We start from the raw sequence: 15,995 nt of genomic DNA, 5'->3' as shown, positions 1-15,995 counted from the left end.
GCGAGGCGTCTTTGGTGTTAATGTCATTATATAATTACGACATAACATTCTGCCATGTGTAATTTACCGCTAATAAACAAATTGCTGTGAATCACATCGCACTTTTAAAATAGCACAAAAATTAAGCGTTTGTAGCTTGCTCAAGGTCATCGGCAATGAAGCCACCGGTTTGGTGATTCCATAGCTGCGCATAAATACCATTCTGGTTAATCAGCTCTTGGTGCGTGCCTTCTTCTACGATATTGCCGGCATCAAGCACGATCAGGCGATCCATCGCTGCGATGGTCGACAGGCGGTGTGCAATCGCAATAACCGTTTTGCCTTCCATTAGCTCAATCAAGCTCTCTTGAATCGCTGCCTCTACCTCAGAATCGAGTGCAGAAGTTGCTTCATCGAGAACAAGTAATGGAGCATTCTTTAGAAGAACACGTGAGATAGCCACACGTTGACGCTGACCACCAGAAAGCTTAACGCCACGTTCACCCACTTGAGCATCGTAACCAACGTTGCCAAACGGGTCGGTTAGCGTTTCGATAAACTCATGCGCGTGTGCCTGTTTAGTCGCCGCGTATACCTCTTCGTCTGATGCCTCTGGTCGACCGTAAAGAATGTTGTCTTTGATCGAACGGTGCAGCAGTGAGGTATCTTGGGTCACCATACCTATGTTGCTACGCAGAGAATCTTGAGTAACGCTCGAGATCTCTTGGTCATCAATCAGGATGCGACCACTTTCTACATCGTGGAAACGCAGTAGTAAGTTAACTAGGGTCGATTTACCTGCACCTGAACGGCCAACCAAACCCACTTTTTCACCCGGTTTGATGTTGAGGTTTAGGTTGTTGATCACCCCCTTATTCTCACCGTAGTTAAAGCTTACATTGTCGAAGTTGATACCGCCTTGTGGAACCTCCAGAGGCTTCGCGTCTTTCTTGTCTTCAATAGCAATAGGCTTAGACAGAGTTTTAATGCCGTCAATCACGGTACCAAGGTTCTCAAACAGACCACCAATTTCCCACATGATCCATTTCGACATGCCGTTAATACGCAGAGCCAAGCTGACCGCAATCGCGATTGCACCCACGGTGATTGCGCTATCTAGCCATAGGTAGATAGAGATACCCGCAATGCTGAACACCAATAGATAGTTAGCGAATTCCACGCAGATGTTGAAGCCGGTTACCAAGCGCATTTGGCGGTGCACAGTATCTAGGAAGCCTTCCATGCCTTCTTCGGCGTATTCGGTTTCTCTTTTACTGTGTGAGAACAATTTCACCGTCGCGATGTTGGTGTAGCTATCAACAATACGACCTGTCATCAGTGAACGAGCATCCGCTTGCTCTGAAGACACGTCTTTTAGCTTCGGCACGAAGTGCAGTTGAATACCGATGTAAACGAATAGCCAAATCAGCATCGGAGCCATCAAGCGCCAATCTGATTCAGCAAGCATGAACAGCATCGCCGTGAAGTAAACCGTCACGTAGACAAACACATCGACCATCTTGGTCACAGTTTCGCGCACTGCAAGCGAGGTTTGCATCACTTTGGTCGCGACACGTCCGGCGAAGTCATCTTGATAGAAGGACAGGCTTTGCTTCAAAAGGTAGCGGTGTGCTAACCAACGAATCGACATTGGGTAGTTGCCCAGCAAAGTTTGGTGAAGCAATAGCGAGTAAACACTGATCAAGATTGGCATCACAACCAACAGCAGAATACCGAGCCCCATCAATGTCGATTCGTTGTCTGCTAAGAAAGTGTCTGGGTTGCTTGTTGATAGCCAGTCGACCAATTGCCCCATGTAACCGAACAGCGCGACTTCGATGATCGCGATGGTCATGCTCATCAACCCGAGCAAAATCAATGGTTTTTCGAAACCTCGAGTGTAATGGCGGCAGAATGCCAGTATGCCAGTAGGAGGTTGTATCGGCTCTCCCTTTGGAAAGGCTTCAGTAAAGCCTTCAAATTTCTTGTACATAGATTTCCCTTTATAAACTAGTGCATCTATAAGCGACTGCATCGTTGGTGCAGCTTTGTTTTTATGGTCTTGATTCGAAATTTAACTGCCTTAGTTTGAAATTATATAAGCGCCCATGGGTTCTTATCAGCATTAAGTCATTCGATGGATTTTGTTCTAGCGCCTATTTAGGCACTTGGCTTTAAAACACTAAAACTTTGTCTAAGCGATACAGGAAAGGTCCAAAGAGTGTCTTTCATGACGCGTATTTTAGATTGAATTAGACAGGAAAAGTTAAGCTTATTTCAAACGTAATTGATTGTTATGCAACGGTGATAATCCTAACGTTAAATGGATTGAATTGTAATCAAAACTCGTGATGGGCGAGAAAATGGAATCAGAATATTTATCCATAAAGTGACTTAACGAATATGCATACAGTTGGTTCTTTCTGATGTGCTGTTATCTTGCAGTAAAAATTACCGATTAATCTAAGATCTGCAGTAATTGTTTGGGATAAATATTCAAATCAATATTCTTTTCAGTGAATCTTGTCGTAACAAGTTGTTTACAATTCTGAAGTAAATAAAAGATAGGGACGGTTGAAATGTTAAACCTACACAAAAAATCACTTCATATCACTAATGTTCAAAACGCCAATTGCGTTGTTATGGTGCCACCAAAAGAGTTTAAATTTAACGAAGAAACAGCACGTGATAACGAATTTCAGCACAGAGTTAATCTGACCGAAGCTGAGGTGAAAGTAGAAACGATGGCCGAATTTAAAGCTATGGTCGCTTCGTTGCGTAAAGAAGGTGTGCAAGTTGTAGAGTTTGATTACCCAGAATTGGGCGTTGAAACTCCGGATGCTGTTTTCCCAAACAACTGGTTCAGTACCTGTAGTGATGGAAGCTTATTCACGTTCCCTATGGCGTGTGAAAACCGTCAGAATGAAGTTAAGCCAAATGCTCTTATTGAAGCGTTAGAAGCGTCGGGTCGCATTGTTAACCATAGCGAGTCTCTAGAGTCTTACATCGCGCAAGGTTCTTATCTAGAGAGCACGGGCGTGATGGTTATCGACCATATCAACAAGACCATCTACGCTGCGCTTTCTCAGCGTTGTGACCGCGAAGTGTTAGAAGATTATGCGAAGCGCATTGGTTATTCTCGCGTGGTCTCGTTCCAAACGGCATTACCGTCTGGCCAACCGATTTACCATACCAATGTGATGATGGCGATTGGCGATAACTTCTGCGTGATCTGTGATGAAGTGATTCCTGAGTTTGAACGCCGCTTTGTGGTGAAGTCGCTTGCTAAAGATAAGCAGGTTATCTCTATCTCAATTGATCAGATGAACCGTTTCTGTGGCAACATCCTGCAGCTTGAAACCGTGAATGGCGACAAGGTGATCGCGATGTCTCAATCGGCTTACGATGCGTTTTCTCCAGCCCAGTTAGCTCAGCTTTCGACGCATGGAAAACTGCTGCCATTTAACGTGAAAACGATTGAAGACATTGGCGGTGGTTCGGTGCGATGCATGTTGGGTGAGGTGTTTTTACCAACGCGAGTAAATCGTCTGTAACAAGCACTCACTTTCAGTAATGAATCTTTGAATACCACTCTTATCGCAGAGTGGTATTTTTGTTTTTGTCTTTCACATATAAGAGAACAGAGCTCGATACAGGAGTCAACGCGCAAAAGCTAATGGAAATAAGCTATGAAGCGTCCTTAAAAGCTCTGTGTTCGATGAACTGAGCCGACAGTGTTACGACTTCTTTGGAGTAGACAAGCGCCGTGTGGTTGAGTTTGAGGGCGTAAGTATCCGTTGCTCCTCTCAGGTTGGCGTCTTCGAGTGTGACTGTGCCATCGCCCGGGTTTTTCCCCAGTACAATACGTCCAACTCCGGCGTCGTAGGTGCCTGTAATCACGCCAATCGGCACATCAATATCGTAGTCACCCAAGCCATCACTTAAGATCATTTTGCTCGAACCAAATATAAATCCAAGACCATGATTCGAAAGCGTTTTGGCTATGGTTGCCCCATTGTGCGGCGTACCTGCGGTAATAATGCAGGTGTCTGCAAAGTCGGGTTGGTAGAACTTAAAGTAGTGGCGAATCAGCAAGCCACCGAGTGAGTGACCAAAGAAATAGACCTCATCGTACTCATTAAAGCGAGCATTTACGAAGCGATTGAGGCGTTTGGCTGCAGAAGGGAAACGCAGCGAGTTGTAGGCAAACTTGTGCGTTGTAAAGCCGCGTTTTTTGAAGTTTCTATCCAGATATAGCATGATCAACGCAGGCATATATAGGCCATGAATTAAAACTATATGTTTGTTTTTATTATTCATTATTGCCCTCCGACTGATGGTGTTTTCAGTATATGGAGTCGCAATTCTAAACTCAACAAAACTTGCTGTGAATGGGACACAATAGACAGAGAGTGTCGTAGTGGCAGTTCGTTATTCTGACCTGACCCCGCCATAAACGTCTATAGTTAATCCCCCTTGTTTGGCATAAGTATTGGGTGTTAGGCCAATGGTTTTCTTGAGGTAACGAATTAGGTGCGGTTGGTCACTAAACCCAAATTGAAAGGCGACGTCCATCCAGTCGATGTCATCCAAATTTCTCTTATACAAGTATTCCAACATAGCTTCGAGTTTGTTCATCGATTGGCACTGTTTTAATGTCAGCCCTGTTACCTTGTTGAAGCTTCTCTCTAATGTTCTTTGCGAGCAAAACAGCTTGTCGCTAAGCTCTGCAATCGGCGTCGAATCAAGTACACCCAACACTTTGTGAGTGATTTCACTGTGTCTATCTGTTTTACCGGTCGATAACCATGGAAGTAGTAAATCATCCAGCTTCTGGCAACAAGCTTCAAAGTCGGTTTGAGCAAGCTTAATCAGTGACATCGTATCGACATCAGAGTTGTTTAGTAAATCTGCAAGGTCGATGGTATTGACGCGATCTAGGCTTGGGTGCGGGCAATCAGGGGTGACTAACGAATACAAAGCACCAACGTGGAACTTGATGCCCAAGTGAATAAACGGCTTCGAGTGATCAAGTTCAATGGCTTTGTGATGGGGCAGCAACAGGTGGCTGCCAACCCCTTGCTCGACTTGCTGCTCTATTGTGTAGTGATACGGCTGATCGCAGGGGGACAGGATTAAATGCGCTGAAGGGTCAGGGTTGAGTATCGGAAACTGATGAGTTTGGGCATCGGGCGTTTTCTCGATAAGCCAGTAGCAATCAATGAACTGAGCGATTTCAGGGGATTTTGGCGACTGTAACCAATTGATCATTCGAACTTCTATTTCTGATGAGTACTTTACCACTATATGTGGATATCGTTGTCTGTGACAGTTTTATCCATACTAAGTGCTTGCGCTTGGCATCTTAGCTTCACTTCACACTGAGTGCGCATGCTCAGTGCGAGGTAAAGCTGAGTTTTCAACTAGCGAAAATCAAACTGTAAGATGCGATGCTTTGATGACAACCCAGCGCGTGTGATAGCTTTTTGCGCGCCAATATTGCTATTTTCTGTTGAACAGATAACTTCCAAATCTTGCTGGTTAGCGTGCTGCTTTAGAAAGTTAAGAACACGCGTTGCTAACCCTTTTCCGCGCTCTTGTTGAGCGACAATCATACCCAGGTCGGCAAACTGTGTTTGATGCTCATCGAACTTACGGCACTCACCGGCTGCGAGAACGCTGCCATTTTCCCAGTAGCCCCATAACTCTTGGCGGGCAATCAAATTGCCGTAGTAGCCGGTTAACCACTCTTTTGGCGCACCAATCGTTGATGAAGCAAATTCGACTAATTGATCGAGTTGTTCTTGCGTCGCGAGAGTCATCTCGATGTCTTCAATACGACCTGAATTACGACTAGAGTTAGCTTCTTGGTCTTGGCAATACATCAAGGAGTTCACCTTAAATGAATGGGTGTTATCCATGCATAGTGACAAGTATTGTGGTTCTGCCGTGCTTACGAATGCGCCTTTCACTTCACCAATCACAGAGCTGTTGTTTTCTACGATTAAGGTAAACAAGTCTTCTATATTGGTGTTGGCTGTTGGTGCTAGGTAGAATTGAAGTAAGTAACCTTCTCCGTTCAATACGCAATACCCCACAAGTTTGTCATCTTCGTAAAAGCCGTAATGGTCAGACATAGGTACAAAGCCAAAATGCCACATGCCATCGAGTGGAGCTGTAGATTCAGCAAAGTAAGCCGTTTTAAGTTCGCTTAAGTCGCTAAGTACTGAGATTTTTTTGATGTCTAACATCGCGTTAATTCCTGTTGTTTCGATTCGGTAGAGTGCGTGGTTGTCATCTTGTTCTCAGGTGCGTCAACGGACGATGAGATAAATTGATTAGCCAAGCCACGTTTCAATAGCAGCAATTGTAGGTGAGTACTCTAGATTGATATTGAATAAAAACGACAGTTTTGAAAGGCGTGTAAGTATTAACAGGAGAGCTTATGTTAATTGAAAGAGGGCAAGATATCTTACCCTCTGTTGAACTTATTGATGTGGAAGTTCAACAGAGGGCGCATTACTTATCTGAGTCTTCAGCTTTGATGAGTTTTGTATCGACAGTTTCACTCTTTAACTCAGGATCAACTAATACCTTTATCACGCCTTTTTGTAGGATCAGGTTATTAGGGTAGGTGATAATGTTGCCCGAACTGTGTCGAAGAATAACATGGAACATGGTGATATCGATGATCACACCGCTGATGTCTTCGTCTTTCTCCGCGACTCTTACTCTGTCGCCAATGCGATAAGGGAAGACGAAAAATATTAGTACGCTGGCTGTGAGGTTACTTAGAATCGACCATTGCGCGAATAAAGCGACACCCAGCACCGCAAATATCGAAGACAAGAACAGAGAAATATCACCAAAACCCAAGTTAAGAACAATCGTAAACACAGCGATGAAGAGTAGAAACAGAACAATATTGAAACACTTAATCACGAACTGCTTTCGCTTCAATTCGACACGCTTATTTTCCGCTAATGTTTCTATCCAGTTCTTACCTAAGCGTTTGATCACCCAATACACAGTGATAAGAAGTAAACCTAAAACTACTTGTCTAAGCCACATATTGGATTGCAAAAACTCAACCATTAAATAAACCTCAATTTTTTCAAAATAACGACCTCTGCCGCTATGACCACGAGCAGCCCAACGCAAAATAGTGGAAATGCTATCGGGTTATCTGTTCCGGGTATCCCAGCGATATTGACACCCAGTAAACCGGTGAAAAACCCAGCAGGGAGGAAAATACCTGCAATGATAGAAAATAGGTACGTATTTCTATTCATTTTTTCAGCTTGTTGCTGACTTAGGCTCGCTAAAAATACATTAATTTGTTCGATGTAAAACTCAACAGACTCGTTAATTCTCAGGATGGTATCAAGGCTGTTCTTTATATGACTGTTGTGCTTACTCAATGGCGCAGGTAGGTCACTCATTAAATCTTCAAAAACGTATTTCTGTGGCTTCAAATAACGCCTTAGTCTGAGTAGCCTTGAATGTAGAGCGTTAATGGATCTTATGTCGATATTGGATGTAGATTCTAACTCGTCAATTAATAGTTCGACGGGTGCTAGGAAGGTTGAAATGCTGTGGTTGATTCCACGGATCATGCCCAACAACACATCAGGTAATGATGTAGGGCCTTGGTTTTGTTTGAGATCAGATATCAGATTACTGACCGCTTTTGAAGGAACTTTACGTGTCGATATTAAAGTGCCTTTGTACCATAAGATGCGTAGGCTAAGCATGTCGTCAGGGTTAGCACCTTCGTTTAGATTAATGCCTCGCAGAATCATCAAAAAACAGTCGTGGCCAAATTGTTCGAACCGAGGGCGGGTGTCATCGGTGAGTAATGAATCGATGATGGCATTTGGAACCGTATTACTGTGGAGCCATTCTCTCAAACCGTCAGCATCTCTTTGGCAGTGATACCAAGTTGATTGCTCGAATGAGGTTGGGCTGGTGGTGTGTTCATGTGCCACACCCTCAGAAAATTGCCAGCTTGAAATTATGAAAGCGTCCATTCATTTGTCCTTAATGATATGACGTAAACATTGATATTGCGGCGCCATTCAGGCGCGGTATTGAACTGAGCTTAATCGTGGTAAGTTCAATGAGCGATGTGAGTGAGATGAAGTCTAATAAGACATGTTGGTCTTTGGAGTACGACGGACTCTTCCATTATTGTCTCTATTAAATGTAGCTCATTGTTTCGTCGTTATAAATTAGCACTCTGGCTCCATGTTAGCGACAAAAAAAAGAAAAGACCGAGGTCTTTTCTTTTTAGGGGAGGTTGCGGAGAGCTTGCTCAGGCAACTCGAGTTTTCCGATGGTTTACATAAGCAAAAGCACTAGCGACAAGAAGCAAAAATGTCTTGGTTCACTCGGTATTCTTTGGTTTGTACATCCATTAGGCCGAGTAAAGAGTCGAACAGGTTATCTTGGGAGAAGCTCTGTTCTTTGCCTGCCTTTCTTAAGCAGGTCTGGTTTATCCCTTTCTGCTCGGCGAAACCATCAGACATCCACATTATCATAGGCACATGGGTTTGCTCTTTCGGTGCCAATGAATAAGGCATGCCGTGTAAGTAGACGCCATTTTCTCCCAATGATTCTCCGTGATCGGAAATGTACATCAGCGCAACATTGTACTTATCGGTGAGTTTCTCTAGCTTCTGAATAGCCTGTGATAGAAAGAAATCTGTGTACAAGATGGTGTTGTCGTAGGTGTTGACCACTTGCTCTTTGGTGCAGTTTTCGATATCAGAACGTGGGCAGTCTGGCACAAACTTCTTATGATCTTCTGGGTATCGCTCAAAGTAAGTTGGGCCGTGAGATCCGGAGATATGATAGAAAATGATGCTATCTTGTTTAAGAACTTGAGTATCTTGTTCGAAGTTCTCTAGCATGGCTGTGTCATAGCACACATCTTTATTACACAGCGGGTCGCTGTCTTTGGCGACGAGAGTCATCTCTTTGATTCGATGTGCGACCGCCTTGTCTCCACCATCGTGCTCTCGCCAGATAGAGTGAATGCCCGCGCGGTTCATAATGTCGACTACGTTATCTTGGTTGTAGGCTTTATCACGATCGTAGTTGCTTCGGTTCATGTTAGAAAACATACACGGCACAGAAACCGCAGTGGCTGTTCCGCATGACTGAACATCAGAGAAAAAGATCGGGTTATAGGGTTTGGTATGAGCATTGGTTTCTTTCTCATAGCCATAATATTGGTAGTTATATACACGTGCCGTTTCACCAAGAACAAACACCAATAAGGTTGGTTTTTCAGCTTGTTTAGCTTCTGGTTTTAGCTGCGCATCTAAGCCGATTTCTTGGTAAGGAATCGGTTCTTTGATGTAAGTATTGTTGATGTATTTTGCGGTTGAAGCGACGTATTCGGTCGGAATGATCATCTTTTTAAGATGAGAGTTATTACGACCAATCGATGCGTAATCTTTGTAAAACAACCCGGCAATGATGGCAATGACGATCAACGAAGACAGCAGCCCTATCGACTTCCAAATCGCAAAATCTCTCCAAGATTCTCTTTCAAGATCCGTAAATAAAAGCAGCAGTGACGGGACTCCTCCCATCAGAACAAACCATAAAATAGAATAGCTGCTTAGGTAGCTAGCGGCTTCTCCGCTGTTGGTTTCGAAGACGTTTTCTATCATTCCATAGTCTACGAAAATGCCGTAGTTGAACATGCTGTAGCTGACTAAAGAGGAAGTAAGTAGTAACAAGATAAAAAAAGCTTTGGCGAATATCGGCCAGTTGAATACTTGAAAGATAAAGTTGAATGCGGCGAGAAAGAAAAATGGGATCGAGATGATAAACCCAATGCTTTCGGCTTGTGAGGCACTAAGAATATTGAACAGTTCGCGTGAGATAGGCAAGTTAATGACAAGCAGGTAATACACTGCCAAAACGAAAGGGAGTTTGTTTATCGACATGTTTAAGCGTGGTAGATTCATAGGTATTGTTTTCCTGTGTCACTTATCCCTTTATTTTAGTCTCGCTACCAAGAAAGCTCTAATATCATTGCATAAAGCTCAAATAGAAGGCGCTGAGCGATAAACTGGCTAAAGTGAAATGACGCTAAGGTGTGTAGAAACAAAAAATTCACTTTACTGAGTGACCTTCATGACAAGGTGGAACAGCAAAGTGAATTAGTATGTTCAGCTTATTCTATGTGGTTCAATCACATTAGAAGTTGTATGAACCACCGAAGCTAATGCTTTTGAAGGCAAGCGTGTGGTCACCAGCTGATATCTGAGAGTTCTTAAATTGGACCGTGTCGTCTACGCTTACTGCATCCGCTTGCGAGATTAAGCGTAGCGTTAGGTGTTCGATTGGCGTGTATTCAACACCTACACCAAAGTGGAAACCCGTACCGCTGTCATCAGCGTAACCAGCACTCTTATTTGCGTTTAGGTCAACAGAGCTTAGACCAGCCAATACGAATGGGCGGATTGTGTTGTCGAATGTGTAACCAAGATTTGCTGACAAAGAAACAGACGTCGGAGACAGCTTTTCAGCGCTATTTTTGTAGTTTGCGTAATCTGTGTAGCCAAGTTCAACACCTACGATACGGTTGAATTGGTAGCCGCCGTATAGGTTGTAGCCCATGCCATCTGAATCTAAGCTACCGTGACCGTCTGTGTCAGAATCTTGGTAGACACTAAGTCCGCCACCAATGTACGCACCGCCGTCAGTACCTGCTGCTAAAGCTGGAAGAGAAACTGCGCTGATTAAACCCAGTGCTAATGCTGATTTCGTTATCTTGTTCATCTTTGTTACTCACTCTTAAATGTCATGTCAGTATCAATAATTTTTATTTTGCGACCTTTCGACCGTTGGTGAGTATTATTCCGTAGTCTTGTATGTATTACTGTATGGCTTTGTAAGCTGAATCGTTACATAGTAGAAAAAATACACATCAGGTTGCTTAGTGAGTCAGGCTGTTTAAAACAAGGAATAAACATGCTAACGAAACAAAACACAGGTTTGGTGGTTGTGGACGTACAAGGCAAGCTCGCACGCCTTGTTGATGAGAGCGATACGCTGATTGCTAATTGCGGGAAGTTAGCTCAAGGAGCGCAGGTTTTGGGGCTGTCAATTATTCGTTTGGAGCAGAACCCAGAGAAGCTAGGTGCTACAGTCGACGAACTTAATGACTTGCGGAATGATGCAAAGCCGATACCTAAATTCACTTTCAACGCGTGTGATGAGCCCAAGTTTGTTGAGGCGGTTCAAGCCAAGGATGTAGAGACTTGGTTAGTGTGTGGTATTGAGGCTCATATTTGTGTTTATCAAACCGCAATGGGGTTGTTGGAACTTGGGTACAAGGTTCAGGTAGTTGGCGACTGTGTTAGCTCACGAACGGCACTCAACAAAGATCTGGCAATCCGTCGACTAATGGATGCTGGTATCCAAATCACAGGATTAGAAATGAGCTTATACGAGCTTGTGAAAGACTGCCGCGCGCGTGAATTTAAGCTCATTCTATCCTTGATTCGTTAATCACCGAGAGGCTGTCTATCGCCACCGCCTCGGTAAGAATCGAGCGCAACTTTCAAGCGACGCAGTTTGTCGCGCGAGCGGTTCTTGTGATTGACTGCGATTCCCATAGAAAGCACATCCACTAACGCCAACATAGCGTAGCGAGAAGCCGACGGCTTGTAGATGAAGTCGGTTTCCATATGCTTGATGGGTAACAAGATATCGGCAATTTTTGCTAGCGGTGTATCTTGTGGGGTAATCGCAATGATCTTAAGTCCGTACTGCTTAGCCAGCTCTGCCGTTTCTGTGATCACTGGTGTAAAGCCAGTCGCAGAGATCATCACCATTACGTCATTAGCATCTGCCGTGGCAGCAACCATACGTGACATCAAGCCATCGTTGTACGACACCACTGGGTAGCCTAAACGAAACAGTCGATGTTGCAGCTCTTGAGAAGCAATGGTTGAACCACCACCCATACCAATAGCAATGATCTGTCTGGCGTTATGCAGCCAGCTGACTGCGGTTTCAACGTCTTGCTCTTTGAACAAGGTGCGGTTGATGTCTAGGCTTTGCTTGATCGATTCGTAGATACCTTGATAACCCGTTTGGTCAACCGGTTCGAGGATAAAGCGCTGGCCAACGGTTAGCGTCTGAGCCAACTTAATCTTCATATCACGTACGTTGCTGCAACCGATCGCTTTAGCAAAACGTGTAATGGTGGCTTCACTCACTTGAGCGCTTTCAGCAAGCTCTGTGATGCTGGCATTGGCAGCAAAATCAATGTCGTCCATGATCAGCTTAGCGACTTTTTTCTCTGCATCACGAAGAGCGGGAAAACGCTCCGTTATCTGTGAAATGATATCTACTTCTAAACTCAAGAATCCTGATCCTTTGTTGATGGGGCTAATCGTTATCACCTAGTTATTAAGAACCTAGCTCGTAAGAAGTAAGCTCTTTAGCTTTTTTGCCATTTAGCCGTTTAAAACTAAGCGTTAGCCCCGTTAGTATATCTTATTGTTTCGCTGATTCTAGCTTATTGAAAAATCGAACTAGAAGCAGGTTTCCACCCAGTTTGTTACCTGATGGTCGTCATCGCTGATGGCAATGTGGCGCCACTTATCGAAGGTTAAACACGGGTGTGAGGTTGAGAATGCAATCATGTCGCCCACTTCAATTTCAGAAGAGCCGTCCGTTTCAACAAAGGTATGCTGATCCATCACGGCGGTCGCAGTCAGCCCTTTCACAGAGATAGCTTCGCCATTGCGATAGCCGCGTTCGGCAATAGGTAACCCCGCATCAAAGGCCACATCACGCTTGCCTAGCCCAACAACTAGTTTGGTCGGTTCTGGGCGAGAGATTACATACGCCCATACCTCAAGTGCCGATTCCAGATCTCCACCCAATTCGCACGCGTAACCTTGGTTTACTTGGGCACGCTGCAACACCTTGCTTTGAGCGTCTAGGTAGATACCTGTGTCGTGAATCGCGTAACAGCCCGGGCGGATGATCGCCAAGTAATCGGTTAGGTTCGCTAAACATTCTGCAACCACGTCATACCAAGCCGAACCTGCACCAGTGATGATAGGTTGACCGGTAATTAAACCGTCTGATGCGAGGCTTTCGACCGAGGTCAGCGCTTGGTTTAAGAAGGTACGAATGTCTTGCTCGGCATTGTCGCCATGAATCACGCCCTCATACACCTCAATACCCGCTAGCGAAAGTGCAGGCGTATCTTGAATGGTTTGAGCCAGTTCTAAAACTTCTTGAGGTGAACGACAACCACAACGGCCACCCGGAACACCAAACTCGATTAGAGCTTTTAGCGTCTGCTTTTTGTTGGCGAAGTATTGGTTGAGTTGCTGCACGTTTACCGATGAATCCACACAGCAATAGAAATCAACGTCGAACTCACTAATAAGCTGTTCGATGATCGCCATGTTGGTTTTACCTACCAATTGGTTAGCCATGATGATTCTTTTTGCGCCTGCCATTGCTGCAATTTCTGCTTGTGCAGGTGTCGCAACGGTAATTCCCCAAGCGCCATTTTCTAGCTGTTGACGGAAGAAATCAGGCGTCATCGATGTTTTGCCATGTGGCGACAATTTAACCTGATGATGATCGGCGAATGATTGCATCCAATTCAGGTTATTGGTCAACGCTGATTGTTTGATAATTGCTACCGGAAGCGAAATGTCTTCATCAACCAGTCGATAAACACCGTTCTCAGATTGTGATACTGCTCTCCCTTTTTGGCCTTTTTCAGTCAAGATGAAACTATCTTTTTGATACTTTATAACATCTTTTTGTGCAGGGTTATGTTTCATTGCTGATTCCTAACATGATTTAAGTGGTTGTTATTTAATGTTTAAATATATCTATGATGTGTTTTGTGATAGAAACTATCACATAAATTAAAATATTATGTGTGTTTTGTCACTGAAAATAATCGGCTGGATTTCTAATATAGCTCCATCAACACAGTGGATTGAGAGAGTGAAAAATGTTGTTCGATACGATAATCAAAAATGTAGAGGTGTTTGACGGCACCGGCGAACAATCGTTTTGTGCCGATGTAGCAATCCTTGATGGAAAAATCGCCGAAATTGGTCAAATCGATCACGAAGATTGTGGCCAGTTGGTTGAGGGAGCAGGCTTAGCATTGGCTCCTGGATTTATCGATGTACATACACATGACGATACCAACGTAATTCGTTACCCAGACTGCCTACCTAAGATCAGCCAAGGTGTGACAACCGTGATTGTTGGCAACTGTGGCATCAGCGCATCGCCAACGGTTTTGGCTGGCGATCCACCTGACCCAATGAATCTTTTAGGTGCGCAGGCTGATTTTAAATACCCAACTTTTGCGGCGTATGCACAAGCGGTAGAGCAAGCGCAACCAGCGGTGAACGTAGCAGCATTAGTTGGCCACACTACACTGCGTAACCAAGTGATGGACGACCTGCAACGCACCGCAAGCGAAGAAGAAATCGCGGTAATGCAAAGCAACCTTGATTTAGCGATGGAGCAGGGTGCACTGGGTTTGAGTTCAGGTTTGGCTTACGCAAGCGCGAAACAAGCCAACGCCAATGAAGTGATGCAGTTAGCGAAAGTGCTGTCTAGTCATGGCGGTATCTATACCACGCATATGCGTACTGAATTCGAAGAGATCTTAAGCGCGATGGAAGAAGCGTTTGAGACCGGGCAATACGCGAAAGTACCCGTTGTTATCTCTCACCTTAAATGTGCAGGTGCAGGCAACTGGGGCAGAACTGTTGAAGTGCTTGATTTGATGGACAAGGTTTCAGAGCACCAAGATGTGTCTTGCGACTGCTATCCATACTCAGCGAGCTCTTCGACATTAGATCTGAAACAGGTGACAGACGATTTCGACATCTTCATCACTTGGTCTAAAGCAAAGCCTGAACATGCAGGCAAAACGCTTAAGCAGATTGCTGATGAGATGAACCTACCACTGATGGACGCAGCAAAAGCGCTTCAACCAGCCGGTGCGGTTTACCACTGCATGGATGAGAACGACGTAAAGCGCGTATTGAAATACAAGCTGACCATGGTTGGTTCTGATGGTTTACCAAATGACCCGCATCCACATCCAAGATTGTGGGGCACTTTCCCGAAAGTCTTAGGCCACTACTGCCGAGATGAAAAACTGTTTGCGCTGCCAGAAGCGATTCACAAAATGACCGGAATGTCTGCGAAGCGCTACAACCTCGCGGGAAGAGGTGAGATTCGCCAAGACGCATTTGCCGATTTAGTTTTATTTGATCCAAAGAATATTAAAGACACAGCAACATTTGAAAACCCTATTTCAGTTGCTGAGGGAATCGAAAGTGTATTTGTAAATGGTGAGTTAACTTACCAAAAAGGAAAAGTGAAAAATAATCGTTCAGGCGTTTTTATTTACCGTAATTAGAATTTAATTATTTTATTAGATATACAGTAATAAGAAAACGACGAATTAATTTAAATATATTGGAACAGAACCAATATTATCTATAAAGAAGTGGAGTTAAAAAATGACTATTAAACGTTACGGTGTTGAAGGCGGTACAGGTACAGGCGGACAACATTTACCATTTGCACGCGCAACTGAAGCGGGTGGTTTCCTATACGTTTCTGGCCAGACACCGATGACAGATGGTGAAGTGGTAGAGGGTGGCATTGTTGACCAGTCTCGCCTAGCGATCCAAAACTGTGTCGATATCATGACTGAAGCGGGCTACGGCCTAGAAGACGTAATGCACGTAAAGGTTGTGCTAACGGATTCTCGTTACTTCCAATCTTTTAATAAGGTATTCAAAGAGTTCTTCGGTGCTAACCCACCGGCTCGTATCTGCATGGTCTGTGACCTAGTGGTAGACGTGAAGGTTGAAGTAGATGTGACTTGCTACCGCGCGGATCGCGTTTAGTAATAACCTAATCACAATTACCTACTTAGAGAGTATTAGGGGTTAGTCATCACTGTTATTATCCTTTAATACTCT

14 protein-coding genes are annotated in these 15,995 nt (G+C 44.3%); 4 read left to right on the top strand and 10 right to left on the bottom strand.

Annotation, left to right across the window (positions count from 1 at the left end; genetic code table 11):
• Positions 1-121 precede the first annotated feature (121 nt).
• On the bottom strand, positions 122-1,972 hold the full coding sequence (locus A6D97_RS12210) for an ABC transporter ATP-binding protein (protein ID WP_065584473.1): 1,851 nt from the start codon (positions 1,970-1,972) through the stop codon (positions 122-124).
• 586 nt (positions 1,973-2,558) lie between these two features.
• Between A6D97_RS12210 and A6D97_RS12205 the strand changes: the two genes are divergently transcribed.
• Entirely contained in the window at positions 2,559-3,533 is a 975-nt protein-coding gene (locus tag A6D97_RS12205; RefSeq protein ID WP_017061193.1) for an arginine deiminase-related protein, read from the top strand.
• A 133-nt stretch (positions 3,534-3,666) separates the two neighbouring features.
• Here A6D97_RS12205 and A6D97_RS12200 read toward each other — a convergent pair whose 3' ends face one another.
• From A6D97_RS12200 to A6D97_RS12170, 7 genes are all read right to left on the bottom strand, one after another.
• On the bottom strand, positions 3,667-4,299 hold the full coding sequence (locus A6D97_RS12200) for an acetyltransferase (RefSeq protein ID WP_017061192.1): 633 nt from the start codon (positions 4,297-4,299) through the stop codon (positions 3,667-3,669).
• A gap of 111 nt (positions 4,300-4,410) precedes the next feature.
• Entirely contained in the window at positions 4,411-5,250 is an 840-nt protein-coding gene (locus A6D97_RS12195) for an AraC family transcriptional regulator (protein WP_017062012.1), read from the bottom strand.
• A gap of 152 nt (positions 5,251-5,402) precedes the next feature.
• On the bottom strand, positions 5,403-6,230 hold the full coding sequence (locus tag A6D97_RS12190) for a GNAT family N-acetyltransferase (protein WP_065584472.1): 828 nt from the start codon (positions 6,228-6,230) through the stop codon (positions 5,403-5,405).
• 268 nt (positions 6,231-6,498) lie between these two features.
• Positions 6,499-7,074, bottom strand: coding sequence for a mechanosensitive ion channel family protein (locus tag A6D97_RS12185; RefSeq protein WP_017062014.1), 576 nt, complete (start codon positions 7,072-7,074; stop codon positions 6,499-6,501).
• On the bottom strand, positions 7,074-8,009 hold the full coding sequence (locus A6D97_RS12180) for a CorA family divalent cation transporter (protein WP_065584471.1): 936 nt from the start codon (positions 8,007-8,009) through the stop codon (positions 7,074-7,076). Before A6D97_RS12180 ends, A6D97_RS12185 begins: the two co-directional genes overlap by 1 nt.
• Positions 8,010-8,336: 327 nt before the next feature.
• Entirely contained in the window at positions 8,337-9,959 is a 1,623-nt protein-coding gene (locus A6D97_RS12175) for a phosphoethanolamine--lipid A transferase (RefSeq protein ID WP_065584470.1), read from the bottom strand.
• Between the two features lie 232 nt (positions 9,960-10,191).
• On the bottom strand, positions 10,192-10,776 hold the full coding sequence (locus A6D97_RS12170; protein WP_065584469.1) for a porin family protein: 585 nt from the start codon (positions 10,774-10,776) through the stop codon (positions 10,192-10,194).
• A 192-nt stretch (positions 10,777-10,968) separates the two neighbouring features.
• Between A6D97_RS12170 and A6D97_RS12165 the strand changes: the two genes are divergently transcribed.
• Positions 10,969-11,508, top strand: coding sequence for a hydrolase (locus A6D97_RS12165; RefSeq protein ID WP_065584468.1), 540 nt, complete (start codon positions 10,969-10,971; stop codon positions 11,506-11,508).
• On the opposite strand, the gene A6D97_RS12160 is transcribed toward A6D97_RS12165, so the two are convergent.
• Both A6D97_RS12160 and A6D97_RS12155 read right to left on the bottom strand, forming a co-directional pair.
• Positions 11,505-12,368, bottom strand: a complete 864-nt coding sequence (locus A6D97_RS12160; RefSeq protein WP_017062019.1) for a MurR/RpiR family transcriptional regulator — start codon at positions 12,366-12,368, stop codon at positions 11,505-11,507. The genes A6D97_RS12165 and A6D97_RS12160 overlap by 4 nt on opposite strands.
• Before the next feature lie 171 nt (positions 12,369-12,539).
• Positions 12,540-13,814, bottom strand: a complete 1,275-nt coding sequence (locus A6D97_RS12155) for an amino acid deaminase (RefSeq protein WP_017067117.1) — start codon at positions 13,812-13,814, stop codon at positions 12,540-12,542.
• Between the two features lie 176 nt (positions 13,815-13,990).
• Between A6D97_RS12155 and A6D97_RS12150 the strand changes: the two genes are divergently transcribed.
• Complete coding sequence (locus A6D97_RS12150) at positions 13,991-15,424, top strand: D-aminoacylase (RefSeq protein WP_065584467.1); 1,434 nt, start codon at positions 13,991-13,993, stop codon at positions 15,422-15,424.
• A gap of 103 nt (positions 15,425-15,527) precedes the next feature.
• Positions 15,528-15,920 carry a RidA family protein gene (locus A6D97_RS12145; protein WP_017065166.1) on the top strand — a complete coding sequence of 131 codons (393 nt, stop codon included), beginning with the start codon at positions 15,528-15,530 and terminating at the stop codon, positions 15,918-15,920.
• Positions 15,921-15,995: the final 75 nt, after the last annotated feature.

The sequence above is a fragment of the Vibrio sp. ZF57 genome, from assembly GCF_001691235.1.
Classification (GTDB): domain Bacteria; phylum Pseudomonadota; class Gammaproteobacteria; order Enterobacterales; family Vibrionaceae; genus Vibrio; species Vibrio crassostreae_C.
This window is presented reverse-complemented; position numbering and strand designations above follow the sequence as displayed.